This is a genomic window from Pseudomonas sp. LBUM1674, assembly GCF_059695635.1.
Genome location: NZ_CP166779.1, coordinates 5,771,569 through 5,792,454, shown reverse-complemented (window position 1 = coordinate 5,792,454; position 20,886 = coordinate 5,771,569). Strand labels below are relative to the sequence as shown.

General features: G+C 60.2%; 11 protein-coding genes. 5 read left to right on the top strand and 6 right to left on the bottom strand.

Going from position 1 to position 20,886, the window contains the following annotated elements; all coding sequences use genetic code 11:
- Positions 1 to 14 precede the first annotated feature (14 nt).
- A complete protein-coding gene (locus ACA067_RS26605) occupies positions 15 to 1,889 on the bottom strand; it encodes a putative bifunctional diguanylate cyclase/phosphodiesterase (protein WP_497459217.1) in 1,875 nt (624 codons plus the stop codon).
- Positions 1,886 to 4,192, bottom strand: a complete 2,307-nt coding sequence (locus tag ACA067_RS26600) for a putative bifunctional diguanylate cyclase/phosphodiesterase (RefSeq protein WP_497459216.1) — start codon at positions 4,190 to 4,192, stop codon at positions 1,886 to 1,888. The genes ACA067_RS26605 and ACA067_RS26600 overlap by 4 nt, the downstream gene beginning before the upstream one ends.
- Before the next feature lie 255 nt (positions 4,193 to 4,447).
- Between ACA067_RS26600 and nosR the strand changes: the two genes are divergently transcribed.
- The 3 genes from nosR to ACA067_RS26585 all read left to right on the top strand — a co-directional run bounded on the left by nosR (position 4,448) and on the right by ACA067_RS26585 (position 6,991).
- A complete protein-coding gene (nosR, locus tag ACA067_RS26595; protein ID WP_497459215.1) occupies positions 4,448 to 5,827 on the top strand; it encodes a response regulator c-di-GMP phosphodiesterase, NosR family in 1,380 nt (459 codons plus the stop codon).
- A gap of 68 nt (positions 5,828 to 5,895) precedes the next feature.
- On the top strand, positions 5,896 to 6,330 hold the full coding sequence (locus ACA067_RS26590; RefSeq protein WP_497459214.1) for an NUDIX hydrolase: 435 nt from the start codon (positions 5,896 to 5,898) through the stop codon (positions 6,328 to 6,330).
- A gap of 22 nt (positions 6,331 to 6,352) precedes the next feature.
- Positions 6,353 to 6,991 (top strand): LysE family translocator, encoded by a 639-nt coding sequence (locus ACA067_RS26585; RefSeq protein WP_497459213.1) that lies wholly within the window; start codon positions 6,353 to 6,355, stop codon positions 6,989 to 6,991.
- A 70-nt stretch (positions 6,992 to 7,061) separates the two neighbouring features.
- Here ACA067_RS26585 and metR read toward each other — a convergent pair whose 3' ends face one another.
- Positions 7,062 to 7,979, bottom strand: coding sequence for a transcriptional regulator MetR (gene metR / locus ACA067_RS26580; RefSeq protein ID WP_138968990.1), 918 nt, complete (start codon positions 7,977 to 7,979; stop codon positions 7,062 to 7,064).
- Positions 7,980 to 8,095: 116 nt separating this feature from the next.
- On the opposite strand from metR, the gene metE reads away from it, so the two are divergent.
- Entirely contained in the window at positions 8,096 to 10,420 is a 2,325-nt protein-coding gene (gene metE, locus ACA067_RS26575; RefSeq protein ID WP_497459212.1) for a 5-methyltetrahydropteroyltriglutamate--homocysteine S-methyltransferase, read from the top strand.
- 116 nt (positions 10,421 to 10,536) lie between these two features.
- Here metE and ACA067_RS26570 read toward each other — a convergent pair whose 3' ends face one another.
- The gene (locus ACA067_RS26570) at positions 10,537 to 16,215 is read right to left on the bottom strand and encodes a dermonecrotic toxin domain-containing protein (RefSeq protein ID WP_497459211.1); all 5,679 of its coding nucleotides are present in this window, start codon (positions 16,213 to 16,215) and stop codon (positions 10,537 to 10,539) included.
- 204 nt (positions 16,216 to 16,419) lie between these two features.
- Here ACA067_RS26570 and ACA067_RS26565 point away from each other — a divergent pair, with 204 nt between their 5' ends.
- Complete coding sequence (locus ACA067_RS26565; protein ID WP_497459210.1) at positions 16,420 to 17,451, top strand: alpha/beta fold hydrolase; 1,032 nt, start codon at positions 16,420 to 16,422, stop codon at positions 17,449 to 17,451.
- Positions 17,452 to 17,650: 199 nt separating this feature from the next.
- Here the strand turns inward: ACA067_RS26565 and aauR are convergent, their stop codons facing one another.
- Complete coding sequence (gene aauR / locus ACA067_RS26560; protein ID WP_497459209.1) at positions 17,651 to 18,979, bottom strand: two-component response regulator AauR; 1,329 nt, start codon at positions 18,977 to 18,979, stop codon at positions 17,651 to 17,653.
- On the bottom strand, positions 18,976 to 20,877 hold the full coding sequence (aauS, locus tag ACA067_RS26555) for a two-component sensor histidine kinase AauS (protein WP_497459208.1): 1,902 nt from the start codon (positions 20,875 to 20,877) through the stop codon (positions 18,976 to 18,978). Before aauS ends, aauR begins: the two co-directional genes overlap by 4 nt.
- Positions 20,878 to 20,886 lie beyond the last annotated feature (9 nt).

The following is a 20,886-nucleotide window of genomic DNA, read 5'->3' as shown; positions in this document are numbered from 1 at the left end:
TCGTTGCGCATCGTTTACGTGGCGGCGGATGAAGAGGGCTTCACCGACCGCAGGTACCGGACGAAGGCCTCCGGTTCCACGGCCTTGCTGAAGTAGTAACCCTGGCCTTCCTCGCATTGGTGGGCCTTGAGGAAATCCAGCTGCTCGAGGGTTTCCACTCCTTCGGCAATGATGGTCAGCTTGAGGCTGCGGCCCAGGCTGATGATCGCGCTGACCAGGGCGGCGTCATTGCTGTCGCTGCTCAAACCGCGAATGAATGACTGGTCGATTTTCAACACATCGATGGGAAAGCGCCGTAAGTAACTCAGGCTGGAATAACCGGTGCCGAAGTCATCGATGGCCAGTCGCACCCCCAGGGCTTTGATCCGGTTCAGGGCGGTGACGGTGGCATCGATGTTTTGCATCAACACGCCTTCGGTGATTTCCAGTTCGAGCAAGGCCGGCTCCAGACCGGTGTCCTTGAGTACCTGTTCGATGCCGTCGACAAAGTCCCGTTGGCGAAAATCGATGGCCGATACATTGACCGACATGCAGATCTTCGGCAGCCCGGCCGCCTGCCACAAGCAGGCTTGTCGACAGGCCTGGGCCAGCACCCATTTGCTTAACGGGACGATCAGGCCGCTGTCTTCGGCCACGCCGATAAAATCTGTCGGGTAGACGCAGCCATGCCCCGGTTTATGCCAGCGGATCAAGGCTTCGGCACCGACCACCTGACCGCTGCCCAGGTCCAGCTTGGGTTGGTAATGCAGGACAAATTCGTTGCGTTCCAGCGCCAGGCGAAGGCCGGTCTCGATGCTTTGCTGATCCCGGGCACGCTGGTTCATTTCGTCGATAAAAAAACTGAAATCGTTCGGGCCGCTTTCCTTGACGTTGCGCATCGCGGTTTCGGCTTTCTTGATCAGCGAGATGGCATCGAAGCCGTCGTCGGGATAGACGCTGATGCCCAGGCTGGCGGTGACGCTCAGGTCGTGGCCAGCGATGTGCTGGGGCGCACGGATAGCCTTGAGGAGTTTTTCGGCGATGCCCGTGGTCTGCTGGGGGTGGCGGATGTCTGCGAGGATCACCACGAATTCGTCCGAACCGTAGCGAAACACCGAGTCGGACTCACGCACCGAGGCCAACAGATTGCGCCCGACCTGCTTGAGCATCTGGTCACCGGCCGGATGGCCCAGTGCGTTGTTGATGCGTTTGAAGCGGTCGAGCCCCAGAAACATCACCGCCAGCTGCTTATCATGGCGCCGGGACAGCGCCAGTGACTGGTTCAAGCGGTCACCGAGCAACGTACTGTTGGGCAGCTCGGTCAGGACGTCGTACTGCAACAGATGCGAGACCTTGAGCAGTTCGAGGACCCGGGCCTCGATGGTTTGCTCCAGGCTCAGGACTTTCATGGCCGCGTCCTGAGCCATCTGCCACTTCCAGGTCAGGGCACTGGCCATCTGCCGGATTTCCAGGCTGTCGAAGGGTTTTTTCAGCACCAGCAACTGGTCGCCGAATTCCAGCCGTTCGGCCATGTCCTCCCAGCTGTAATCGGAATAGGCGGTGCACAGCGCAATTTGCAGGTGCGGGTCGGCCTTCCACAGCTGTTCGATGGTCTCCAGGCCATCCCAGCCCGGTGGCATGCGCATGTCGATGAAGGCCATGGCATAAGGTCGACCTTCGTCCAGTGCGCACTGGACCCGTTCGAGGGCTTCCTGACCCTGATAGGCCGAGTCGAGCTGGAACGTCAGACGATCGAGCTGCAGCGTGCCGAACAGGGCTTCTTCCGTGCCGGCGAGGGTCTGTTCACCTTCGGGCTCCGGGCCCAGGATCTTGCGGAAATCCTCATGAATCGTGGGCGTATCATCGATGATCAGAATGCGCCGGTTAGTTCGCACGAAAGGGGTTTTCATCCCTTGTCCTTCGTGGAGCATTGCGGGTTGTCCAGAATCGGCCCGAAGTCATGGCTCGCAGGCACGATGCTGCCGGCCTTGAGCAACTCGGCGGCCTGCTGGCTGCTGACGGCTTTGCTGAAGTAATCACCCTGGGCGTTCATCGCAGAGCCGGTGGCCATCAGCGAGCTGCGCTGCTCTTGGGTTTCGACGCCTTCGGCAATGATGCCGATCCCTACCTCCCGGGCGAAGTTGATGATTGCGCGCAGCGTGTTCGCTCTGGCCGGGTCGCGGGCTGCGGTGTGGATGAAGGCCTGGGCAAGTTTCAGGTGATTGACCTGGTAGGTCTTGAGGTAATCGAACGAGGAATACTCGGTGCCAAAATCATCGATGGCGATCTTCACCCCCAGCTCACGCAGGCGTGGCAGAACATCGTTGTGGGTCCATTTGGTCTGGGCCAGCGTCGCTTCGGTGACGTCGAAGCGCAGGTCCCAGGGGCACAGTTCCCAGCGTGCGGTGGTGCGCAGCACGTCATAAATCAGCTCGGGACCACTCTTGAGTTGGGCCAGGGACAGCTTGATCGCAATCACCGGAGGCGCCATGCCTTCATCGCGCCACTGGCGCATTTGCTGACAGGCGCGATTCAGTACCCAGTGACCCAGGGCGACGATGGTGCCGGTCTTTTCCGCTGCGGGCAGAAACGTCGAGGCTTCCAGCAGCCCGCGCTCGGGGTGGTTCCAGCTGACCTGCGCTTCCATGCCGAGGATCCTGCCGCTGCTCAGGTCCACTTCCGGCCAGTAATGCAGTTCAAGTTCCTCGTGTTCGATGGCTCCGCGCAAGTCGCTGGCGATGGCCATGCGTTCGACCACCTCCTGGTTGATCTCCTCGGAGTGGAAGTGGTACTGGTTACGCCCCTTTTCCTTGGAGCGATACAGCGCCATGTCGGCCTGGGTCAGCAGGCCGTCGGCGTTGGTGCTGGCCGGGCTGTAACTGCTGATGCCGATGCTGACCGAGACCCGCACATCATTGCCGGCCAGGGCGTAGGGCACCACCAGCGCATCGCGGACCTTGGCGGCCAGGGCTGCGGAATGGGTCGGGTCACTGACGTCCAGCTGCAAGATCGCGAACTCGTCACCGCCGAGGCGCGCGACCACATCATTTTCCCGCACACAGGCCTTGATCCGGCGGGCCACCTCTTGCAGCAGCAGGTCGCCCACCGGGTGACCCAGGGTATCGTTGATGCGTTTGAAGTGATCCAGGTCCAGGTAAAACATGGCAAAGGTTGCCGCGCCCCGTCGCGCGGCAGCGAACGCCTGGTGCAGCCGCTCGATCAACGTCGCGCGGTTGGCCAGCCCGGTCAGCCCGTCGGTGCGGGCCAGCAAGGCGATTTTCTCCTCGGCCAGTTTGCGCTCGGTGATGTCGATGATGATGCCTTCGACTTCCAGCAAGCGGCCCTCATTGTCGCGCACCGGGATGTAGCGGTTTTCCACCCAGCGCCAGGCGCCTTTGCCGGTGCGCATCCTGAACTCGATGGAGGCGCCCGCCGCATGGCGGTCGAGCACCCGGGCCATGGCAGTGTCGACTTTCGATTGATCGTCGGGATGGATCAGCTCCTGGGCCCAGTTGGCCGACGCCACAAGCGCCGCGGCAATGTGCCCGTATTTGGTGATGTTGTGGGAGATGTACATCAACGGAAACGACGGTTCGCCCCGCAACCGATACAGGATGGTCGGGCTGTTCTGCACGATGATATTGGCATCGGACAGCTCCCGGGTGCGTTCCTCGACGGCCTGCTCCAGCAGTGACATTTTCAGCGCCGCGTCTTCGGTCATCTGCCATTTGGCGGTCAACGCGCTCGCCATCTGGCGGATTTCGATGGCATCAAAGGGTTTTTTCAGAATCAGCAAGCGATCGCCCAACTCCAGGCGCTCGTCGATGTCTTCCCAGGAATAGTCGGAATAGGCGGTGCAGAGCGCCACCTGCAGCTTGGGATCGACCTGCCACAGCCGTTCGATGGTCTCCAGCCCGTCCCAGCCCGGTGGCATGCGCATGTCGATGAAGGCCATGGCGTAGGGCAGATCGTTGGCCAGCGCGGTCTCGACCTTGTCCAGTGCCTGGAGGCCCTGAAACGCCGAATCGAGCAGGAAACTTTGCAGTGAAATCGCCGCGGAGGTGCCGAACAGGGCATTTTCGGCGCTGATCAGACTGTCGTCGTCGAACGAGGCCGGACTGAGAATCTTCGCGAAGTCGGCATGAATCGAAGCAGTATCGTCGACGATCAGAATCCGCCGGTTGGTCCGTGCCAGCAATGAATTCATCGACATGCGCCGGGACTGGCAGCTTTATGGTGGGGTGTGTCCATAGCGGGGCATCCTTTCCCTGATCACCTGGCCGAACGTACAGATTATGGATCCGAGTCAGCTGAGCATAGACCTCTGTCCGGCACTTAGCGCTACTGAATCAACGAATCATTTCCGGATCACGTGCAAAATCATCTAGCCTGAAGCTCAGGCTCCGACAATAGGGAATGTTTGTTCGGATCCTGACTGCGATACAGCCGTTTCACTCGAGGTGACGCCATGGAAGAGCAACTCCCCACGACATTGACCGATAAACCCAAAGTGCTGCTGGTCGATGATGAGGAGTCGATCCTCAACAGCCTGCGTCGTCTGTTGCGCGGCCAACCCTATGACGTGCTGCTGGCCACCAGCGGTGCCCAGGCCCTGGACATCATGGCGCAACAGTCCATCGACCTGGTGATGACCGATGCGCGCATGCCCAATATGGACGGCGCCACGCTGCTGGCCCATATCCATCAGCGCTACCCCGACACCACCCGGATCATGCTGACCGGTTACGCCGATCCGTCGGCCATTATCAAAGCCATCAATGAAGGGCAGATTCATCGTTACATCAGCAAACCCTGGCACGATGAGGAGATGTTGCTGACGTTGCGACAATCCCTGGCCTACCAGCACTCCGAGCGTGAACGCTTGCGTCTGGTGCAGGAGACGCGGGATCAGAACGAGCAATTGAAGCTGCTCAATGCCACCCTCGAAAAACACGTCGCCTCCCGTACCGCCGAGCTGCAGCAGACCGCCGACATGCTCGACCTGGCCTACGAAGAACTCAAGCACAGCTACGTCACCAGCACCGAGGTGTTCTCGCTGCTGGCCAACCTGCGGTTGTCACCGGCCAAACAGACCAACCGCCAGATCATCGAGCTGGTGCGGGTCTACTGCCAACGGCATGACCTGGACGAAGGCACCCGTCGCGACCTGACCATGGCCGCTGCGCTCTACAACATTGGCAAGCTGAGTTGGACAGACAGCATGATGACCGCGCCGGCGGACCTGCTGCATCACAACGATCGGGAACGCTACCGCGGCTATCCGAAACAGAGCGAGTCGCTGTTGATGACGCTCGAGCCGATGAAGGATGCGGCGCGGCTGATTCTTCACCATCAGGAGCGCTGGGATGGCAATGGCTTTCCCGACCGGCTCAAGGGCGAGGCGATTCCGTTCGGTTCACGGCTGCTGAAACTGGCGGTGGATTTCATCGAGTTGCAGCGTGGGCTGATTCTCGAGCGGCAGATGAACAGCGATGAAGCATTGGTCTATATCCGTAACTATGCCGGGCGGCTCTACGATCCCGGGATGGTGGAGGATTTCATCCAGGTCTGTGCGGCGTACCTGAGCGATGTCTCGTTGGCCGATCCTTCGGTCAAGGTGCTGACTACCCGGAACGTGGCGGCGGGCATGATTCTGGCGCGCAACCTCAATGCCGACAACGGCATGTTGCTGCTCAATGCCGGCAAGGTGTTGAACGGGGCGCTGGTGGAAAAGCTGATCGCTTTCGAAGCCATGGAAGGGGCGAAGTACGCCATTTTTGTGAAGATACCTGAGGATCTGAACGGCGCGATTCTCGAGGCGGACAAGGTTGCCCCAGCCCTGCATTGATCATGGGTTGCCCGGCACCCACCCTCATGTGATCCTTGCGCCTTTGCATTCAAGGCCATTGTTGATCCATGACACCTGCATCCGCCGCTTCGCCCGACATCATCCGCATCGCCGCCGCCCTGTTGATCGGCCCTGACGGCCGCACCCTGCTGGTCCGCAAGCGCGGCACTGAAGCCTTCATGCAACCGGGCGGCAAGATCGAAGCCCATGAGCTACCGGTTCACGCCCTGGCCCGTGAACTGGATGAAGAGCTGGGCCTGGTCATCGATCCGGCACACGCCACCTACCTGGGGCAATTTTCGGCACCGGCCGCCAACGAGCCGGGTTTTGTCGTCCAGGCCGAACTCTTTCAGCTGACCATCGATACAGACGTATCCCCGGCGGCGGAGATCGAAGAGGTGCGCTGGATCGACCCGACCACCGACGGCGATCTCACGCTGGCGCCATTGACACGGGACCTGATCCTGCCGTTTTATCGAGCCTCGCTGACTGCGATCGTCTGATGATTAACGCAAAGGACCTGCCATGATCCCGCTTCAAGACTTGCTGATTTTCGCTGCCGCCGCGTTGCTGATGGTACTGACGCCGGGACCGAACATGATTTATCTGATCTCCCGGTCGATCTGCCAGGGACGCAAGGCCGGTGTAACTTCGTTGCTCGGCGTGGTCGCGGGATTCTTCGTGCACCTGTTCGCGGCGGCTGCCGGTTTGACCGCGGTGTTCCTCGCGGTGCCGATGGCCTATGAAGTGCTGAAGTGGGCCGGCGCGCTGTACTTGATGTGGCTGGCCTGGCAGGCGGTCAAGCCGGGGGCGCGTTCACCTTTCGAGGCGCAGCAATTGCCGCCGGACTCGTCGCGCAGACTGATCACCATGGGCTTTCTGACCAGCGCCCTGAACCCGAAGATCGCGGTGTTTTACCTCTCGGTGTTTCCACAGTTCATCACACCTGAGCATGGCTCTGTGTTTACCCAGAGCATCGTTCTCGGTTTGACCCAGATCGGCGTCAGTTTCAGTGTCAACCTGCTGATCGCAGTGTTCGCTGCAGGCATTGCCTCATGGTTCGTCAACAACCCGAGCTGGCTGTCAGTGCAACGCTACTTCATGGGGTTTGTACTGTCGGGACTGGCCGTGCGCCTGATGCTTGAGCAACGACGGACAGCCTGACAGGTGGCGTTCCCCTCCAGCGTGCGCGAACGCGCCGTGCCCTGTAGGAGCAAGCTCGCTCCTACAAGGGTCAGCGGACGGCGCTGACGCCATCGAGGGTCGAGAACGAGGTGTCCTTGGCCGTCAGCAGGAAATCACGCATGTACGGCGCATCCAGCATGTCGGCACGAATCCCCGCATACAAGGTCGCAAACAACCCTTTCTCTCCGAGTCGCTTGGCCTTCACATAACCCCGTGAGCTGTATTCATGCAGCGCCCAATGGGGCATGCCGCACACTCCGCGTCCGCTGGCCACCAGTTGCATCATCATCACTGTCAGTTCCGAGGTGCGGACCTGGGCCGGTTCGATGTCGGCCGGTTCGAGGAAACGGGTGAAAATGTCCAGCCGATCACGTTCCACCGGGTAGGTGATCAGCGTTTCCGTCAGCAAGTCTTCCGGGACGATGTAGGCCTTGCCCGCCAAACGGTGCTGGTTGGCGACCGCGAGCATCGCTTCATAGGTGAACAGCGGCACATAGGTGATCCCGGCCAGCTCCAGCGGATCGGACGTCACCACCAGGTCCAGGTCGCCACGGGCCAGGGCCGGCAGCGGGGCGAAGGAGAAGCCCGAGGCCAGGTCCAGTTCGACTTCCGGCCAGGCATCGCGGAACTGGTCGATGGTCGGCATCAGCCACTGGAAGCAACTGTGGCACTCGATCGCCATGTGCAAACGTCCCGCGGTGCCGCCGGCCAGCCGCGCGATGTCGCGCTCGGCGCCACGCAACAGTGGCAGGGTAGCGTCAGCCAGCTGCAGCAGGCGCAACCCGGCGCTGGTGAAGCGTACCGGTTTGGTCTTGCGCACGAACAGCGGCATGCCCATGCGCTCCTCCAGCTCCTTGAACTGGTGGGACAGGGCCGACTGGGTCAGGTGCAGGCGATCGGCGGCATCGACCAGGCTATCGGCTTCGCGCAAGGCGTGCAGGGTCTTCAGGTGACGGATTTCAAGCACCGGCGGCTCCATGAGGAAAACTTGTGATCAACACGAAAAGGTTGAGTTTGTCTCATGTTGGCTTTGCTGTCGACAATAGCGCCATGTTTTACGGCATCTTATTTAGGGAGAAACACATGGCTCTGGCCCACACACTTGGTTTCCCACGCATCGGCGCGGATCGCGAACTGAAAAAAGCCCTCGAATCTTATTGGAAGGGCGACCTCGATCAGGACACGTTGAAAAGCGTCGGCCGCCAACTGCGCGCCACCCACTGGCAATTGCAGAAAGACGCCGGCATCGACCTGCTGCCGGTCGGCGACTTCGCCTGGTACGACCAGGTGCTGACCCACTCCCTGACTTTCGGCGTGATCCCCGAGCGGTTTGACAGCGCCAGGGACGAACGCGGCCTGCCAACCCTCGACACCCTGTTCGCCATGGCCCGTGGCGCTACCGCGACCTGCTGCGGCGGTGAACATGGCAAGGCGCAATACGCCCAGGAATTGACCAAGTGGTTCGACACCAACTACCACTACCTGGTCCCGGAATTCAGCGCAGACCAGCAGTTCAAGCTGAGCTGGGAACAGCTGTTCGATGAAGTCGACGAAGCCAAGGCCCTGGGCCACACCGTCAAACCGGTGATCATCGGCCCTATGACTTACCTGTGGCTGGGCAAGGGCAAATCCAAGGGCGATGGCAACGACTTCGACAAGCTCGACCTGCTGGAGCGCCTGCTGCCGGTCTACGCTGAAATCCTCAGTCGCCTTGCCGCACAAGGCGTGGAGTGGGTGCAGATCGACGAACCGATCCTGACCCTCGACCTGCCGCAAGCCTGGAAAAACGCCTTCGAGCGCGCCTATCACATCCTTCAGTACTCACCACTGAAAAAGCTGGTTGCAACCTACTTCAGCGGTCTGCAAGACAACCTCGGCCTGGCGGTCGGCTTGCCGGTACAAGGCCTGCACATCGACGCGGTGCGTGCGCCCGACCAACTGCTGCACGTGCTCGATCGCCTGCCGACCTACAAGATTCTCTCGGTGGGCCTGGTCAATGGGCGTAACGTCTGGCGTTGTGAGCTGGAGCCCGTGCTGGCACAACTGCAATTTGCCCAGGAACGTTTCGGCGACAACCTGTGGGTCAGCAGTTCCTGCTCGCTGCTGCACAGCCCGGTGGACCTGGAGCGTGAAGACAAACTCGATCCGGAGCTGAAAAGCTGGCTGGCCTTCGCGGTGCAGAAGTGTGGCGAAATCGCCGTCCTGCGTGATGCCCTGAACGACCCGCAATCGCCCAAGGTGCAAACCGCCCTGGCCGAAAGCCGTGCGATCCAGGCCAGTCGTGCCGAGTCGCCACGTATTCACAAAGCCGACGTGCAGTCGCGTATCGCAGCGATCAGCGTCGCAGACAGTCAACGCCACTCTCCGTTCGCCAAGCGCATCGAACAGCAGCGTGCTCGCCTGAAACTGCCGGCGTTCCCGACCACCACCATCGGCTCGTTCCCGCAAACCGGTTCGATCCGCCTGGCACGCCAGGCCTTCAAGCAAGGCAAGCTGTCGGCCAACGATTACACCGACGCCATGCACAGCGAAATCCGCCACGCCGTGCAAGTCCAGGAACGCCTGGGCCTGGACGTGCTGGTGCACGGTGAAGCCGAACGCAACGACATGGTCGAGTACTTCGCCGAGCAGCTTGATGGTTATGCCTTCACCCGTTTCGGCTGGGTCCAGAGCTATGGTTCACGTTGTGTGAAACCGGCGATCATCTATGGCGACTTGAGCCGTCCGACTGCCATGACCGTTGACTGGATCACTTATGCACAGAGCCTGACCGACAAGGTCATGAAAGGCATGCTGACCGGTCCGGTGACCATGCTGATGTGGTCGTTCCCCCGCGAAGACGTCTCGCGCAAAGTCCAGGCGCAACAACTGGCCCTGGCCCTGCGCGATGAAGTAGTGGACCTGGAAGCCGCCGGCATCAAGATCGTGCAGATCGACGAAGCCGCATTCCGTGAAGGCCTGCCGCTGCGCCGGGCGCAATGGCAGGAATATCTGGATTGGGCAGTGGAAGCGTTCCGCTTGACCGCCTCGGGTGTACGTGACGAAACCCAGATCCACACTCACATGTGCTACAGCGAATTCAACGACGTGATCCAGTCCATCGCGGCGATGGACGCCGACGTGATCACCATCGAAACCTCGCGTTCGGACATGGAATTGCTGGAGGCATTCGAAGCGTTCGACTACCCGAACGACATCGGCCCGGGCGTCTACGACATCCACTCGCCACGGGTGCCGGACACAGCGCAGATGGTCAAGTTGATGAGCAAGGCGGTGCAGCGGATTCCGGCCGAGCGGCTGTGGGTCAATCCGGATTGCGGGTTGAAGACCCGGGCGTGGCCGGAGACAGAGGCGGCGCTGGTGAGCATGGTGGCGGCGGCTCGGCAGTTGCGCAGTCAGTTGGCTTAAACACCTGAAGCTGATCCGGCCGCACGAGAAGCCGTTGAGCCTGTTGACTCAACGGCGTCTTTGTTTCAGCTAACACAGGGGAGAATTGGAGGCGGGCACCCCACCTTCCCTCGGACTCAAATTGCTTCGAAGCGAGCAACGACAGGTGATCGTCGACCAATATCGGCGTAGGGCAGGTCGGCGTCGTCAGCGTGGGTCAGAAACCGATGTTCAGGCAATTTCAAGTGGGCTTTTTCGAATTCTCGCATCACCGGTTTTGCGCTGGAGTAGTGGAAGTGGGCATACCAAAGCAGTTCGTCAGGCGTGCTTGTCGTGTTCCATACGTCGTATTCCTGCATATGATCGCTTCGCCCGTCCTTGCGCTTTCCGAGGTTTTTCAGCGGGCGGGTTTTGCGGATTTCCACTGCGTTCTGGCCGATCAGGTCGTCCAACATACCATCGGTAGGTTTTTTACTTGCCAGTGACTGGGAGGTGCGCATTTGTCGGCCAATGATTCTGAGTTCCGTAGCCTTGTCGCGCAGTTCTTGAATGATCGGGTTTGTAGCATCCATCATTTCGATGCGCCGTGCGCTGCTGGTCAATGTGTCCGCTTCGAATACCATCATGTGCTCCAGGTCGACAGGGAGCGTGTCCTGCCTGGCATAGGTCTGGACTTGGGCTTGATGTGCCGGCAGGTCATCCAGGCGTTTCCGGGCATCGGTCACTAACGTTGCGAGATCCGTTTGAATCGGTGCTGGTGCCTGAGTTGGCGGGTTCAACAGGCGGAACTTGCCGTTGCTGCCTTGCTCCCAGACGACCTCGGTTCCACCCGGTCCGGTCATGACGTATTGTCGTGTTTGGGTCGTTTTCTCCAGTCTCTCAGTCCCGATAAGCAATTGATCATCTTCGGTGATGAAGACTTTTTTGTTGATTTTCCCTACCGGTTTAACGACTGGAGTCTTGCCGATGCCTTTGCGGGCTCGCTCGGTCAACTTATCGATATTCGTCAGCAGCGGTTCAACCGATTCCACATGGAAATGCTGAGGATAACTGGCGGTCCAGGCTCGCATGCCGCGACGGAATTGCGTGTAAACATCAAAACATTCCCGGAGTATCTTATTGCGCTGATCTCGGGTGACGACGGTTTTCGTCAGGTCATGATGCATTAAAACGACCTGCTCCATTTTGGCGCGCAAATTCTTTGTTTGTCGTTGCAGCTCGAGCCAGTACGTGTCGGTGGTAGTGCCAACACGCTTGACCATTTCCAACAGATGGCCGATTTTCACAGTCAGCACGGTGACAGTGTTGGTTTGATTCAATGATTCAATTTTCTCTTTCAGTGCTGCGTACCTTATTTCTTCAGGTGTCTTGTTTATCTCGTGTTTTTTTGGGGGGGTGATTTTACGGAACCAGCGATCCGACTGGTTTATGAGTTCCTCTGACTGATCCAGTTCGCTCACGATTTTTACACGCACTTTGCGCACTTTCTCCAGAATGCTCAGATATTGAAGGCTCCCTGACGGCACCGTATCCAGCTCCCGCAAGAAGTCATCAGCCTGCTCCACCAATAGATCAATTCGTTGACTGACAAAGTGGTGGCGCAGAGCGAAGCGGTCAGCCAGCACCCAGGCGCACTCGCTTCGCGCAAGCACGTCGGTTGCGTCATCGCGTCTGGCCAGGCTCTTCAAATCTTCCAATGCATCGTATCGCGCAATGATCAAATCGATATCGTTGGCGCACGCTGTATCGGCAGTCTCCACAAGTTGGGAAAGATGTGCTTGCTGAGCTTTGCTCAGTGGTTTGAGTTCAGCATCAGGTTGTGGTGTATCGGCTTTTGGTCGACGGGCAAGCTCATAGAGTTCCAGAGTTTCGTTGTATTGATCGAGCGCCGCCGTCGTTTGCAATCTCTGGATGTTGTATCGACGGGCAAGATCATCAGTTATGTCCTCCAACTGACCCACTCGACGATAAACCCGATCACTCCAAAAGCGTGGCAATCGTTGACGAATAACCTGCGGCCAGATTGGATCGAACGCATCGGCCAAATGCCCAAGTACTTGACCACCCCCCAGCCCGCCACCGTCGAAGGTCGTCCCATAAACACCGTACCAGGTGTCCCAACGACCCGCTTCATCCAGGGCAATCGGTTGTTTGTAGGTTTTTCGGGAGTTACCGAACAAACGCCAATTGCGTGAATCCTTGCTGAGTTCAACCTGAAAGATGCGCCCCTGGCGCACGATGAAATCACCGTCGGCATGTCGGAAAATGCCACGGTAGAGGCCATGGGTGGCTGGCTGCACACCAGAAAGCGAGATCGGTTTTTCATATTCGTAGCTGGCGAAGCGTGCGACTACATGTCGGGCCTGGCGCTGCGATACGCCATGCATCGCGGGCACATGTCTGACCAGCCTGTGAAGCTGGCGAGCGCGCGTCAGTGAGCGAGCCGCCTTGGAACCGACCGAGAATGCCGCTTCGCCGGGCAGCAGATCCATGGCGGCGTCGATCAGCGACAACAGCACCGATCCGAGCTCCGCCACGCCGTCCCCTACCTCTCCGCGTAAAAAGGCGGCCACCGCCTGATTCGCGCTCGTCCAGGCATCGTAGAGGGCAATAGCGCTGCCAATGAAGGGCAGTATGCCCACAGCCATTTTTATGTAGTTGAAGGCGCGCGGGCCTTTCAAGGCGTATCGCTCGAAGAACAGCTCATCGTTGGAGCGCGAGGTGCCGCGATGGGCTTCGAGCAGGCGACCCATATGAGCATCGAGCAGGTGGGCGGCCAGCGAGGTGGTCGTCGGCCAGCGCACCCCGACCTCGATCATGCCATCGAAGTTTTTTTCCACGGCCTGATTGATACGACTTACATGCGCCCTGACGTTACCTTGCAAAGTTCTGTTAGCCAGATAGTCGATCCACTTGTCATTCCCGCACAAGGTGTAAAGACCTTTGCGCGCAGCTTCTAGACTGTCGTAGCGGCGCAGAAATTGACCATCGTGGCTGTCGGGCAGGTACAGCAGGGTGACTCCGCTGAGCTGTTCTTCGATAAAGGTCACGCCCGACAGGGTGACGGGACCTTCTCGGGGGGTGTCCTTGCCACCCACTTTCAGGGAAGCCGGCAGCAGGGCGACGCGCTTGCCTTTGGCGACCCACCCCTCTGGGGTGCTGGCGTCGATGGCGATGTTCAGCACCTGTAACTCTTCGCTGGTGATGTGATTTTGCAGTCGCGCGCATTCACCCTGTATTTTGAGCATCAGGCGCCAGGGCTCGATAAGACTTTCCCGGCGATGCTCCTTGACGAAGACGGGCTCGGTGGCTGAGCCATTGAACGCGTCGAGGATCAGCTGCTCATAGGCTTTTGGCAAGTCCAGCTCCGGCAAGACTTTGCGCAGATAGGTCAGATTGATTCCGTTCAGCAGGCGAATGCGATCTTTTTTCTGCGCAGCGGTGACCTCCAGCCGCATGAAGATCAGACGCTGGGACAGTGAGTCCTGCAGTACCGAATGAACGTTGTCGATATTGAGCTGTGCCAGGTCTTCGAGCGACATTTTGCTGCGCGTGGCGCTGGGCACTATGACCGTCGTCTTCCTGACTCCGCCTGGCCCTGATTCAGACGCTGTTTCAGTCGTGGTCGAGTCGGGCAGATCGACTTGTACGGCAAAATGTCCCTCGGTCGAGAAGTCTTTGCTTAGTCGGGCGTGCAGGTGTTTGCGGGTGAAGTCGTCACGGGATTCCAGGGCGATTGTCATGAGTTGGTGACTGCGTTGCATCGCCGGGATGTACGCTTCGATCAGGCTCTTGAGCTCGGTACGGTCAGCCGCGGTCAGTTTACTGAGCCAGTCCGGCAGGTTTGAGGCAAGGGTTGCGCTTTGGTCCTGCTCCAGCAGATGGGCGACGGCCAGGCTTCGGGCGATATGCACCGGAACCTGTAAGGTGGCGAGGGTTTTTATACGCAATATTTCCAGCTGTTCGGCGCGTTGCACGGCTTCGGTCGATTCGGCGTGACGCTGGCGTATTGCACCGGCCTGTTCTTCGAAGTCGCTGGTCAGTTGGTTCAAGCCATACAGGAGCGCGTCGCCAGTGATTTTTTTTGGCTGCACTGTCAGCCCGTCGTTGCGATCGTGAAGCTTGAATACCTGGCGTTCCAGCTCGCGACGGTTGGCGAACCGTTGCAGGCCACCACCCGTGCCGAGCCAGTAGAGCAGCACGCTGTGCGGTGAATCGGCGTCGGCGAGCACCTGCGCCCGGGTCAGGATTAATGCGCCTTTGAGTTCCTGGACGGTGACCGTGGAGGTGTCACCCTCCTGTTCGGTCATCGATAGGGTGAGGCTGGCAGCCACCAAGTCGGGGCCGGGATCGTCGGGCGTATCCAGCAGGGCTTTGAGCAGGCTGCACTCATCGTCGTCCAGTTGCTTGAGGGCCAGTTGCAGTGCGGCTTCGGCGTGCAGTCCTGCCTTGTGCGCGTTGTGCAGGGCGGTGAATTCCTGCTGGAACGTGACCAGATCCAGTGCGCGTGACCGGTTCAACAAGCCAGAGGCCGCCTTGTCGGCGGCTTGTTCGGCGGTTTCCAGGGCTTTGAGCGAGTCTTTGAACGGTTGCAGGCCCTCACCCTCGCGAACTTCTTCCACCAGTGTTTCGAGCGCATCGCGCTGTTTTTTCAGCGTCGCCTGGCGCAAGGACCAGGGGATATCGGCATACAGGTTGCCGAACAGTGACGTTTCAGCTGTCCCGGTAGGGTCATCGGCAGCTTCCAGCCTGGGTGGCGAGGCGAAAAAGGTGATGTGGTTACGCTGTCGATCAACCTGGTCGGCCTGGACGAGAGATTGCGCACCATGCGCCGCCAATCCGGACTTGCCGCGGGTTCCGTGGCGTAAGGCAGTGACCTGCGCCTGCTGGTGGGCCGCAAACAGATCGCTTGCGCCGACCATCAACGGGTCGGTTTTGGCGGTGTATTCATAGCGTATGTTATCGGTCGGCAAGCCGGTCGGGACGAGTGCCTGTCGGGACAGCCAGTCTTCCATGTCGCTGCGTTGATCGAATCTCTGGATTGCGACGGGCCGGCTGGGCAGATACAGCAACTGGCTGGCGCTAGCCGCATCTCCCGTGGAAATGACCCACGCGCCAGTGAGTTTGACTCTGCTGTGGTTGCTCAACACCAGGGCCAGTTGCTCGGTGTGGATGGGCTGGTTGTTCAGAGTCAGCGCCCCGACGGGCGGGTCAATGATCAACAGCAGGGGTTTGAACTGTTCCGCCGTCAGGGTTTTGCGGGCGAATGCCAATTGGGTGGTCGCCTCGAAATGCTGACGGTAAAGCTGTATCACTCGTTCTTGTCGCGATACCGCAGTGCCGGGGGCACGCGTGTCCCAAAAGGTTCGCCAGCGCTCGCCGTGCGATTGTTCCGGGTCGAGCGTCTTGAGTCGCTCGAGCATTTGTAACGGTGTCAGGGTCGACAGCGGATGGGCTTGATTCAGGCCGGTCACTCGACAGCGCTGATCAAGCGTTGTCTCGAGTGTCGGGTGTTGCAGGACGAAGGCGCAGGCATGGGTGAAGCTGACAAAATATTCCGGCTGCTCATCGGTGGCGACGAAGAGCAAGCCGGCTTGTTGTCCATCCAGATCCAGTTGCTGTTTCAGCAGTTGATCGAGCGTGTCGCGCATTCCCGGACTGGTCGCAACCAGTTTGCGTAAGCCCTGGCTGCTTTCGCGCCAGCGTGCCGAGGCACTCAGAAACAGGCTTTCGTCGTGGAGGGGCAGCACCGGGGAGAAGGGTGGCATGACAGCCGGCGCCGGGGAGGGGAGGTCGAAGAGAAGTCTATCGGTCATGGCTACAGGGCTCGGTGTGGGGAGTGGTGAATCCGCTCCTTGAGCGAGCCATTTAAGGAAAATACGGCGGGGCATTGGCACTACATAGTTATCGCATCGACCATTCAGCGATCTTCATCAAACTGTCACGCAACTGTGGCAGCGCGCTTGAACAAATATCATCAGACTCGCGCTCTACTGGGGTTCTGCGTTTTGGTGTTTTTCATGCGTGCTTTGTTTTTATCAGGGGCCATTTTTCTGGCCGTGCTGTTCAGCCTGCCGTCCTTGGCGGCGTCTCGTTGTGAGGTGGATGTTCCGACTGAACGGGTCGATCTGGCGCAGGTGAGCCTGGCGTACCAGAGCATCGGTCGTGCGTCGGATCCGGCGTTGTTGCTGGTGATGGGCCTGGGCGGGCAGTTGATTCATTGGCCGGACGAAGTGGTGGTCGCGCTGTGTCAGCAGGGCTTTCGAGTGATCCGTTACGACAATCGCGATGTCGGTCTGTCGACCTGGCGGCAAACGCCCATCGACGCCAACCTGACCTTCGAAGTACTGCGCTACAAACTCGGTCTGCCGGTGGCGGCGCCGTACACCCTGACCGACATGGCTGACGATGCCTTCGGGCTGATGGATGCCTTGCACGTCGAGCAGTTCCACGTGCTGGGCGCCAGCATGGGCGGGATGATCGCCCAGCATATGGCGGCCATGGCGCCGCAACGGGTCGAGAGCCTGACCCTGATCATGACCAGCTCCGGTGCCGAAGGCTTGCCGGCGCCGAGCGCGGCGCTGGTGCAGCTTCTGTCACGGCGCGGTGCGCCGAATCGCGAAGTGGCACTCGAGCAGCAGGCCGATTTGCTGGCAGCGCTGGGCAGCCCGACGGTAAGCGATGATCGGCAGGCCCTGCTGCATCAGGCCGCGCAGTCCTACGACCGGGCGTTCAACCCCGAGGGCGTGAAGCGCCAGATCATGGCGATCCTCGCCGAGCGCAGCCGGGTGGCGCTGCTCAACCAGTTACGGGTGCCGACGCTGGTGGTGCATGGCACCGCCGATCCGCTGTTGCCGGTGATGCATGGAGTGCATCTGGCGGCGCATATCCGCGGCAGTCAGCTGAAGCTGATTCCAGGACTGGCCCATCGCTTCCAGGAAGCGTTCAAGACGCCGTTGCTGGCGGCGGTGTTGCCGTACTTGCAGGCCCATCGCGAAGATACTTCGCATTGGGCGCAGATTGATCCGGTGCCGTCGCCGAACCTCCTGTAACCCCGGACCCCTGTAGGAGCTGGCTTGTCGGATCGCCGCATCGCAGCGAAGGCGGTGTTTCAGGCAACAATGATATTGAATGTGCCGGCCCCTTCGCTGCGGTGCGGCGATCCGACAAGCCAGCTCCTACATTGGATTTTTGCCGGACTCGGGATTTGTGTACACCCGGCAAGCCAGCTACGGCCGCCGCTCAGCTCCCTCAGTGACTCAGCCCGTACTTCTTAACCTTGTCGAACAGCGTGGTTTTGGCCATGCCCAGTTCCAGACTGGCCTGGGTCAGGTTGCCGCCGCTACGTTGCAAGGCGTCGCCGAGCAGGTTGCGTTCGAAGGCTTCCACGGCTTCCGCGAAAGCCAGGCCCTGATTATTGCCGCTGGCGCCGGACTTCTTGAAGGCCGGCAGGCCGAGGGCAAAGCGTTCGGCGACGTTGCGCAGTTCGCGCACGTTGCCTGGCCAGTCGTGGCTCATCAGGTTTGACAAGGTCTGGTTGTCCAGTTCCGGCACCGCGCGGTCGAAGCGCAGGGACGACTGCTGCAGGAAGTGTTCGAACAGTTGCAGGATGTCTTCGCGACGTTCGCGCAGCGGTGGCAGTTCCAGGGTCACCACGTTCAGGCGGTAATACAGGTCGCTGCGGAATTCCCCGGCCTTGCTTGATTCGTCCAGGTCGGACTTGGTCGCCGCGATCACCCGGCAATCCACCGCCACGCTCTGGTTCGAACCGAGGCGTTCGAGGGTGCGTTCCTGCAGCACCCGTAGCAGTTTGATCTGCAAGGGCAGGGGCATGCTTTCCACTTCGTCGAGGAACAGCGTGCCACCGTCGGCGTGTTCGATCTTGCCGATTCGCCGTTTGCCGGCACCGGTAAACGCGTTGGCTTCATGGCCGAAGATTTCGCTCTCGAACAGATTTTCCGGCAGACCGCCGCAGTTCAACGCGACGAATTGTCGGGTATGGCGACGACTGAAATCATGCAGGCAGCGCGCGACGAGTTCCTTGCCGGTACCGGTTTCACCTTCGATCAACACGTTAGCCGAGGTATCGGCGACGTTGGCGATCAGTTCTCGCAGGTCCTGCATGGCCGGCGAGCGGCCGATGATGCGGCCTTCCAGGGAGTCCCGTTCCGCCAGTTGCCGGCGCAACGACGAGACTTCCCGCGCCAGGCTGCGTTGTTCCAGCGCACGACGGGCGACATCCACCAGGCGTTCGGGAGAGAAGGGTTTCTCCATGAAATCGTAGGCGCCTTTTTGCATGGCGCCGACGGCCATGGAGATGTCGCCGTGACCGGTGATCAGCACCACTGGCAGGCTGCGATCACGGGCCTTGAGCCGGGTCAGCAGCTCCATGCCGTCGATGCCCGGCAGGCGGATGTCGCTGATGACGATCCCGGCAAAGTTATCGCCGACGCGCTCCAGTGCTTCTTCGGCGCTGCCCACGCCCACGCAGGGAATGTCTTCCAGGGTCAGCGCCTGTTGGCAGCCGAGCAGTACATGGGGGTCGTCTTCGACGATCAGCACACTAAGGTCGTTGTTCATATTGGCTCGGCGTGAAGGGGGCTTACCAACGGTAAACTGAGGACGAAGGAGGTACCACCGCTGGCCGGGTGTTCGACGCCCAGGTGGCCGCCGGTGGCCGCGGCCAGGCTCGCCGACAGCGTCAGGCCGAGGCCCAGGCCCTGTTCGCCGGGTTTGGTGGTGAAGAAGGGTTCGAACAGATGCTTGCGCGTCTCGACGTCGATGCCATGGCCATTATCGCGCACACGCAGGCGATATTTGCCGTCGAACACCTCGCCTTCGAGCCACAACGCTGGCAATGGTTGGGCCTGCATGGCATCGAGGGCATTGCCGATCAGGTTGACCAGGATCTGCTCCAGTCGGGTCTGGTCGATCTGCACCTGCAGGTCGGCGAAGTCGCGATGCAGTTGCAGGTGCGCGCCTTCCACTCGACTGCCGAGCACTTGCAGGGCGGCGTCCACTGCCTTGCCGAGGCTGGCCTGGCCTTTGTCGTCGCCGCGGCGGGCAAAGGAGCGCAGGCTGGCGGTGATCCGGCCCATGCGGTCGATCAGTTCGTTGATGGTCTTGAGGTTGGTGCTGGCGACGTCCAGCTGACCGCGCTCCAGAAAACGCACGGTGTTGCCGGACAAGGTCCGCAGGGCGGCGAGCGGCTGGTTCAGTTCGTGGGCGATGCTGGTGGACATCTGGCCAATGGCGGCGAGTTTGCCGGCCTGCACCAGTTCATCCTGGGCGCGGCGCAAGGTCTCTTCGGCCTGCCGGCGTTCGCGGATCTGGCCCTTGAGCCGTTCGTTGCTGGCGCGCAGGTCGGTGGTGCGTTCGGTAATCCGACGCTCCAGTTGATTGTTGGCTTCCTGCAAGGCTTCCCGGGCGGCGAGGCGGGTGGCGATCACTTTGCGCCGCTCGTTCCAGGCGATCAGCAGGAACGCCACCAGGGCAAATGCCACCGCCACCAGAATTCCCTGGTTGATCGCTTCACGCCGCAAATCCTGGAGGGGGGTGAGCAGAGTGAAATTCCACGGGGTGTCGCTCAGCGGGCGGGTTTGCGACAGGTAGCTGATGTTTTCTTCTTCGGACATCAATTCGCTGTTGGCCGGGAAGGTCAGTTTTTCCTCGCCTTCGGCCAGTTTTTCCCGGGCCAGCGGTTGCAGTTCGTTCAGCGGAAACCAGTAGTACTGCAGGCTGCGGGCCAGTTTTTCCTTGGTTTCTTCGCTCAGCGGTATCACCGATTTCAGGCGCCGCGCCGGATCGCTGGAAAGAATGATGATGCCGTTCTCGTCGCTGACGAAGGCCTCCAGGCGCGCCCGCTGCCAACGTTCTTCCATGGCTTCGAGGCGGACCTTGACCACCGCCACACCGATGATCTTGCCGCGTTCTTCCAGGCCGTGGGCCAGGTAGTAACCGGGCTCGCCGTTGGTGCTGCCGATGCCATAGAAGCGTCCCGGCTGGCCACGAACGGCGTTCTGGAAGTAAGCGCGAAAGGACAGGTCTTCGCCCAGGTAACTGTCGACGTCGCGCCAGTTGCTGGTGGCCATGACGCGGCCGGTGGTGTCCATCACGTAGATAGCCCGACTGCGGCTGCGCCGGTTCAGGCCTTCGAGGTATTCATTGACCGTCTGCCGGTGTTCGGCTGACGGGTCGGCCAGCAATCTGGAAACACTGGATTCGAGTTCCAGCAGGCTGGGCAGGTAGGTGTACTTGCTGATCTCGCTCTCGACGGCGCGTGCGTGCAGTTCCAGCTGTCGCTGGCCGTTCTCGCTGAGGCTGCGAATCCCGTAGTGCTCACTGACCCAGAAGCCGAGGTAACCCAATCCGATCATCAGGGCGATGACCAGCGGCGGCAGGAACAGATGGCGAATCAGACGAGGTTTCACGGCGAGTGATGGCGGCGCGGCGCGGTAAAGAGTGGGGTCGCATTTCATCACAGATGC

Coding starts and splice junctions, on each gene's coding strand:
- ACA067_RS26570 (WP_497459211.1), bottom strand. CDS start 16,215: ATGACCGATAGACTTCTCTTCGACCTCCCCTCCCCGGCGCCGGCTGTC.
- metE (WP_497459212.1), top strand. CDS start 8,096: ATGGCTCTGGCCCACACACTTGGTTTCCCACGCATCGGCGCGGATCGC.
- ACA067_RS26590 (WP_497459214.1), top strand. CDS start 5,896: ATGACACCTGCATCCGCCGCTTCGCCCGACATCATCCGCATCGCCGCC.
- ACA067_RS26605 (WP_497459217.1), bottom strand. CDS start 1,889: ATGAAAACCCCTTTCGTGCGAACTAACCGGCGCATTCTGATCATCGAT.
- ACA067_RS26565 (WP_497459210.1), top strand. CDS start 16,420: ATGCGTGCTTTGTTTTTATCAGGGGCCATTTTTCTGGCCGTGCTGTTC.
- nosR (WP_497459215.1), top strand. CDS start 4,448: ATGGAAGAGCAACTCCCCACGACATTGACCGATAAACCCAAAGTGCTG.
- aauR (WP_497459209.1), bottom strand. CDS start 18,979: ATGAACAACGACCTTAGTGTGCTGATCGTCGAAGACGACCCCCATGTA.
- aauS (WP_497459208.1), bottom strand. CDS start 20,877: ATGAAATGCGACCCCACTCTTTACCGCGCCGCGCCGCCATCACTCGCC.
- ACA067_RS26600 (WP_497459216.1), bottom strand. CDS start 4,192: ATGTCGATGAATTCATTGCTGGCACGGACCAACCGGCGGATTCTGATC.
- ACA067_RS26585 (WP_497459213.1), top strand. CDS start 6,353: ATGATCCCGCTTCAAGACTTGCTGATTTTCGCTGCCGCCGCGTTGCTG.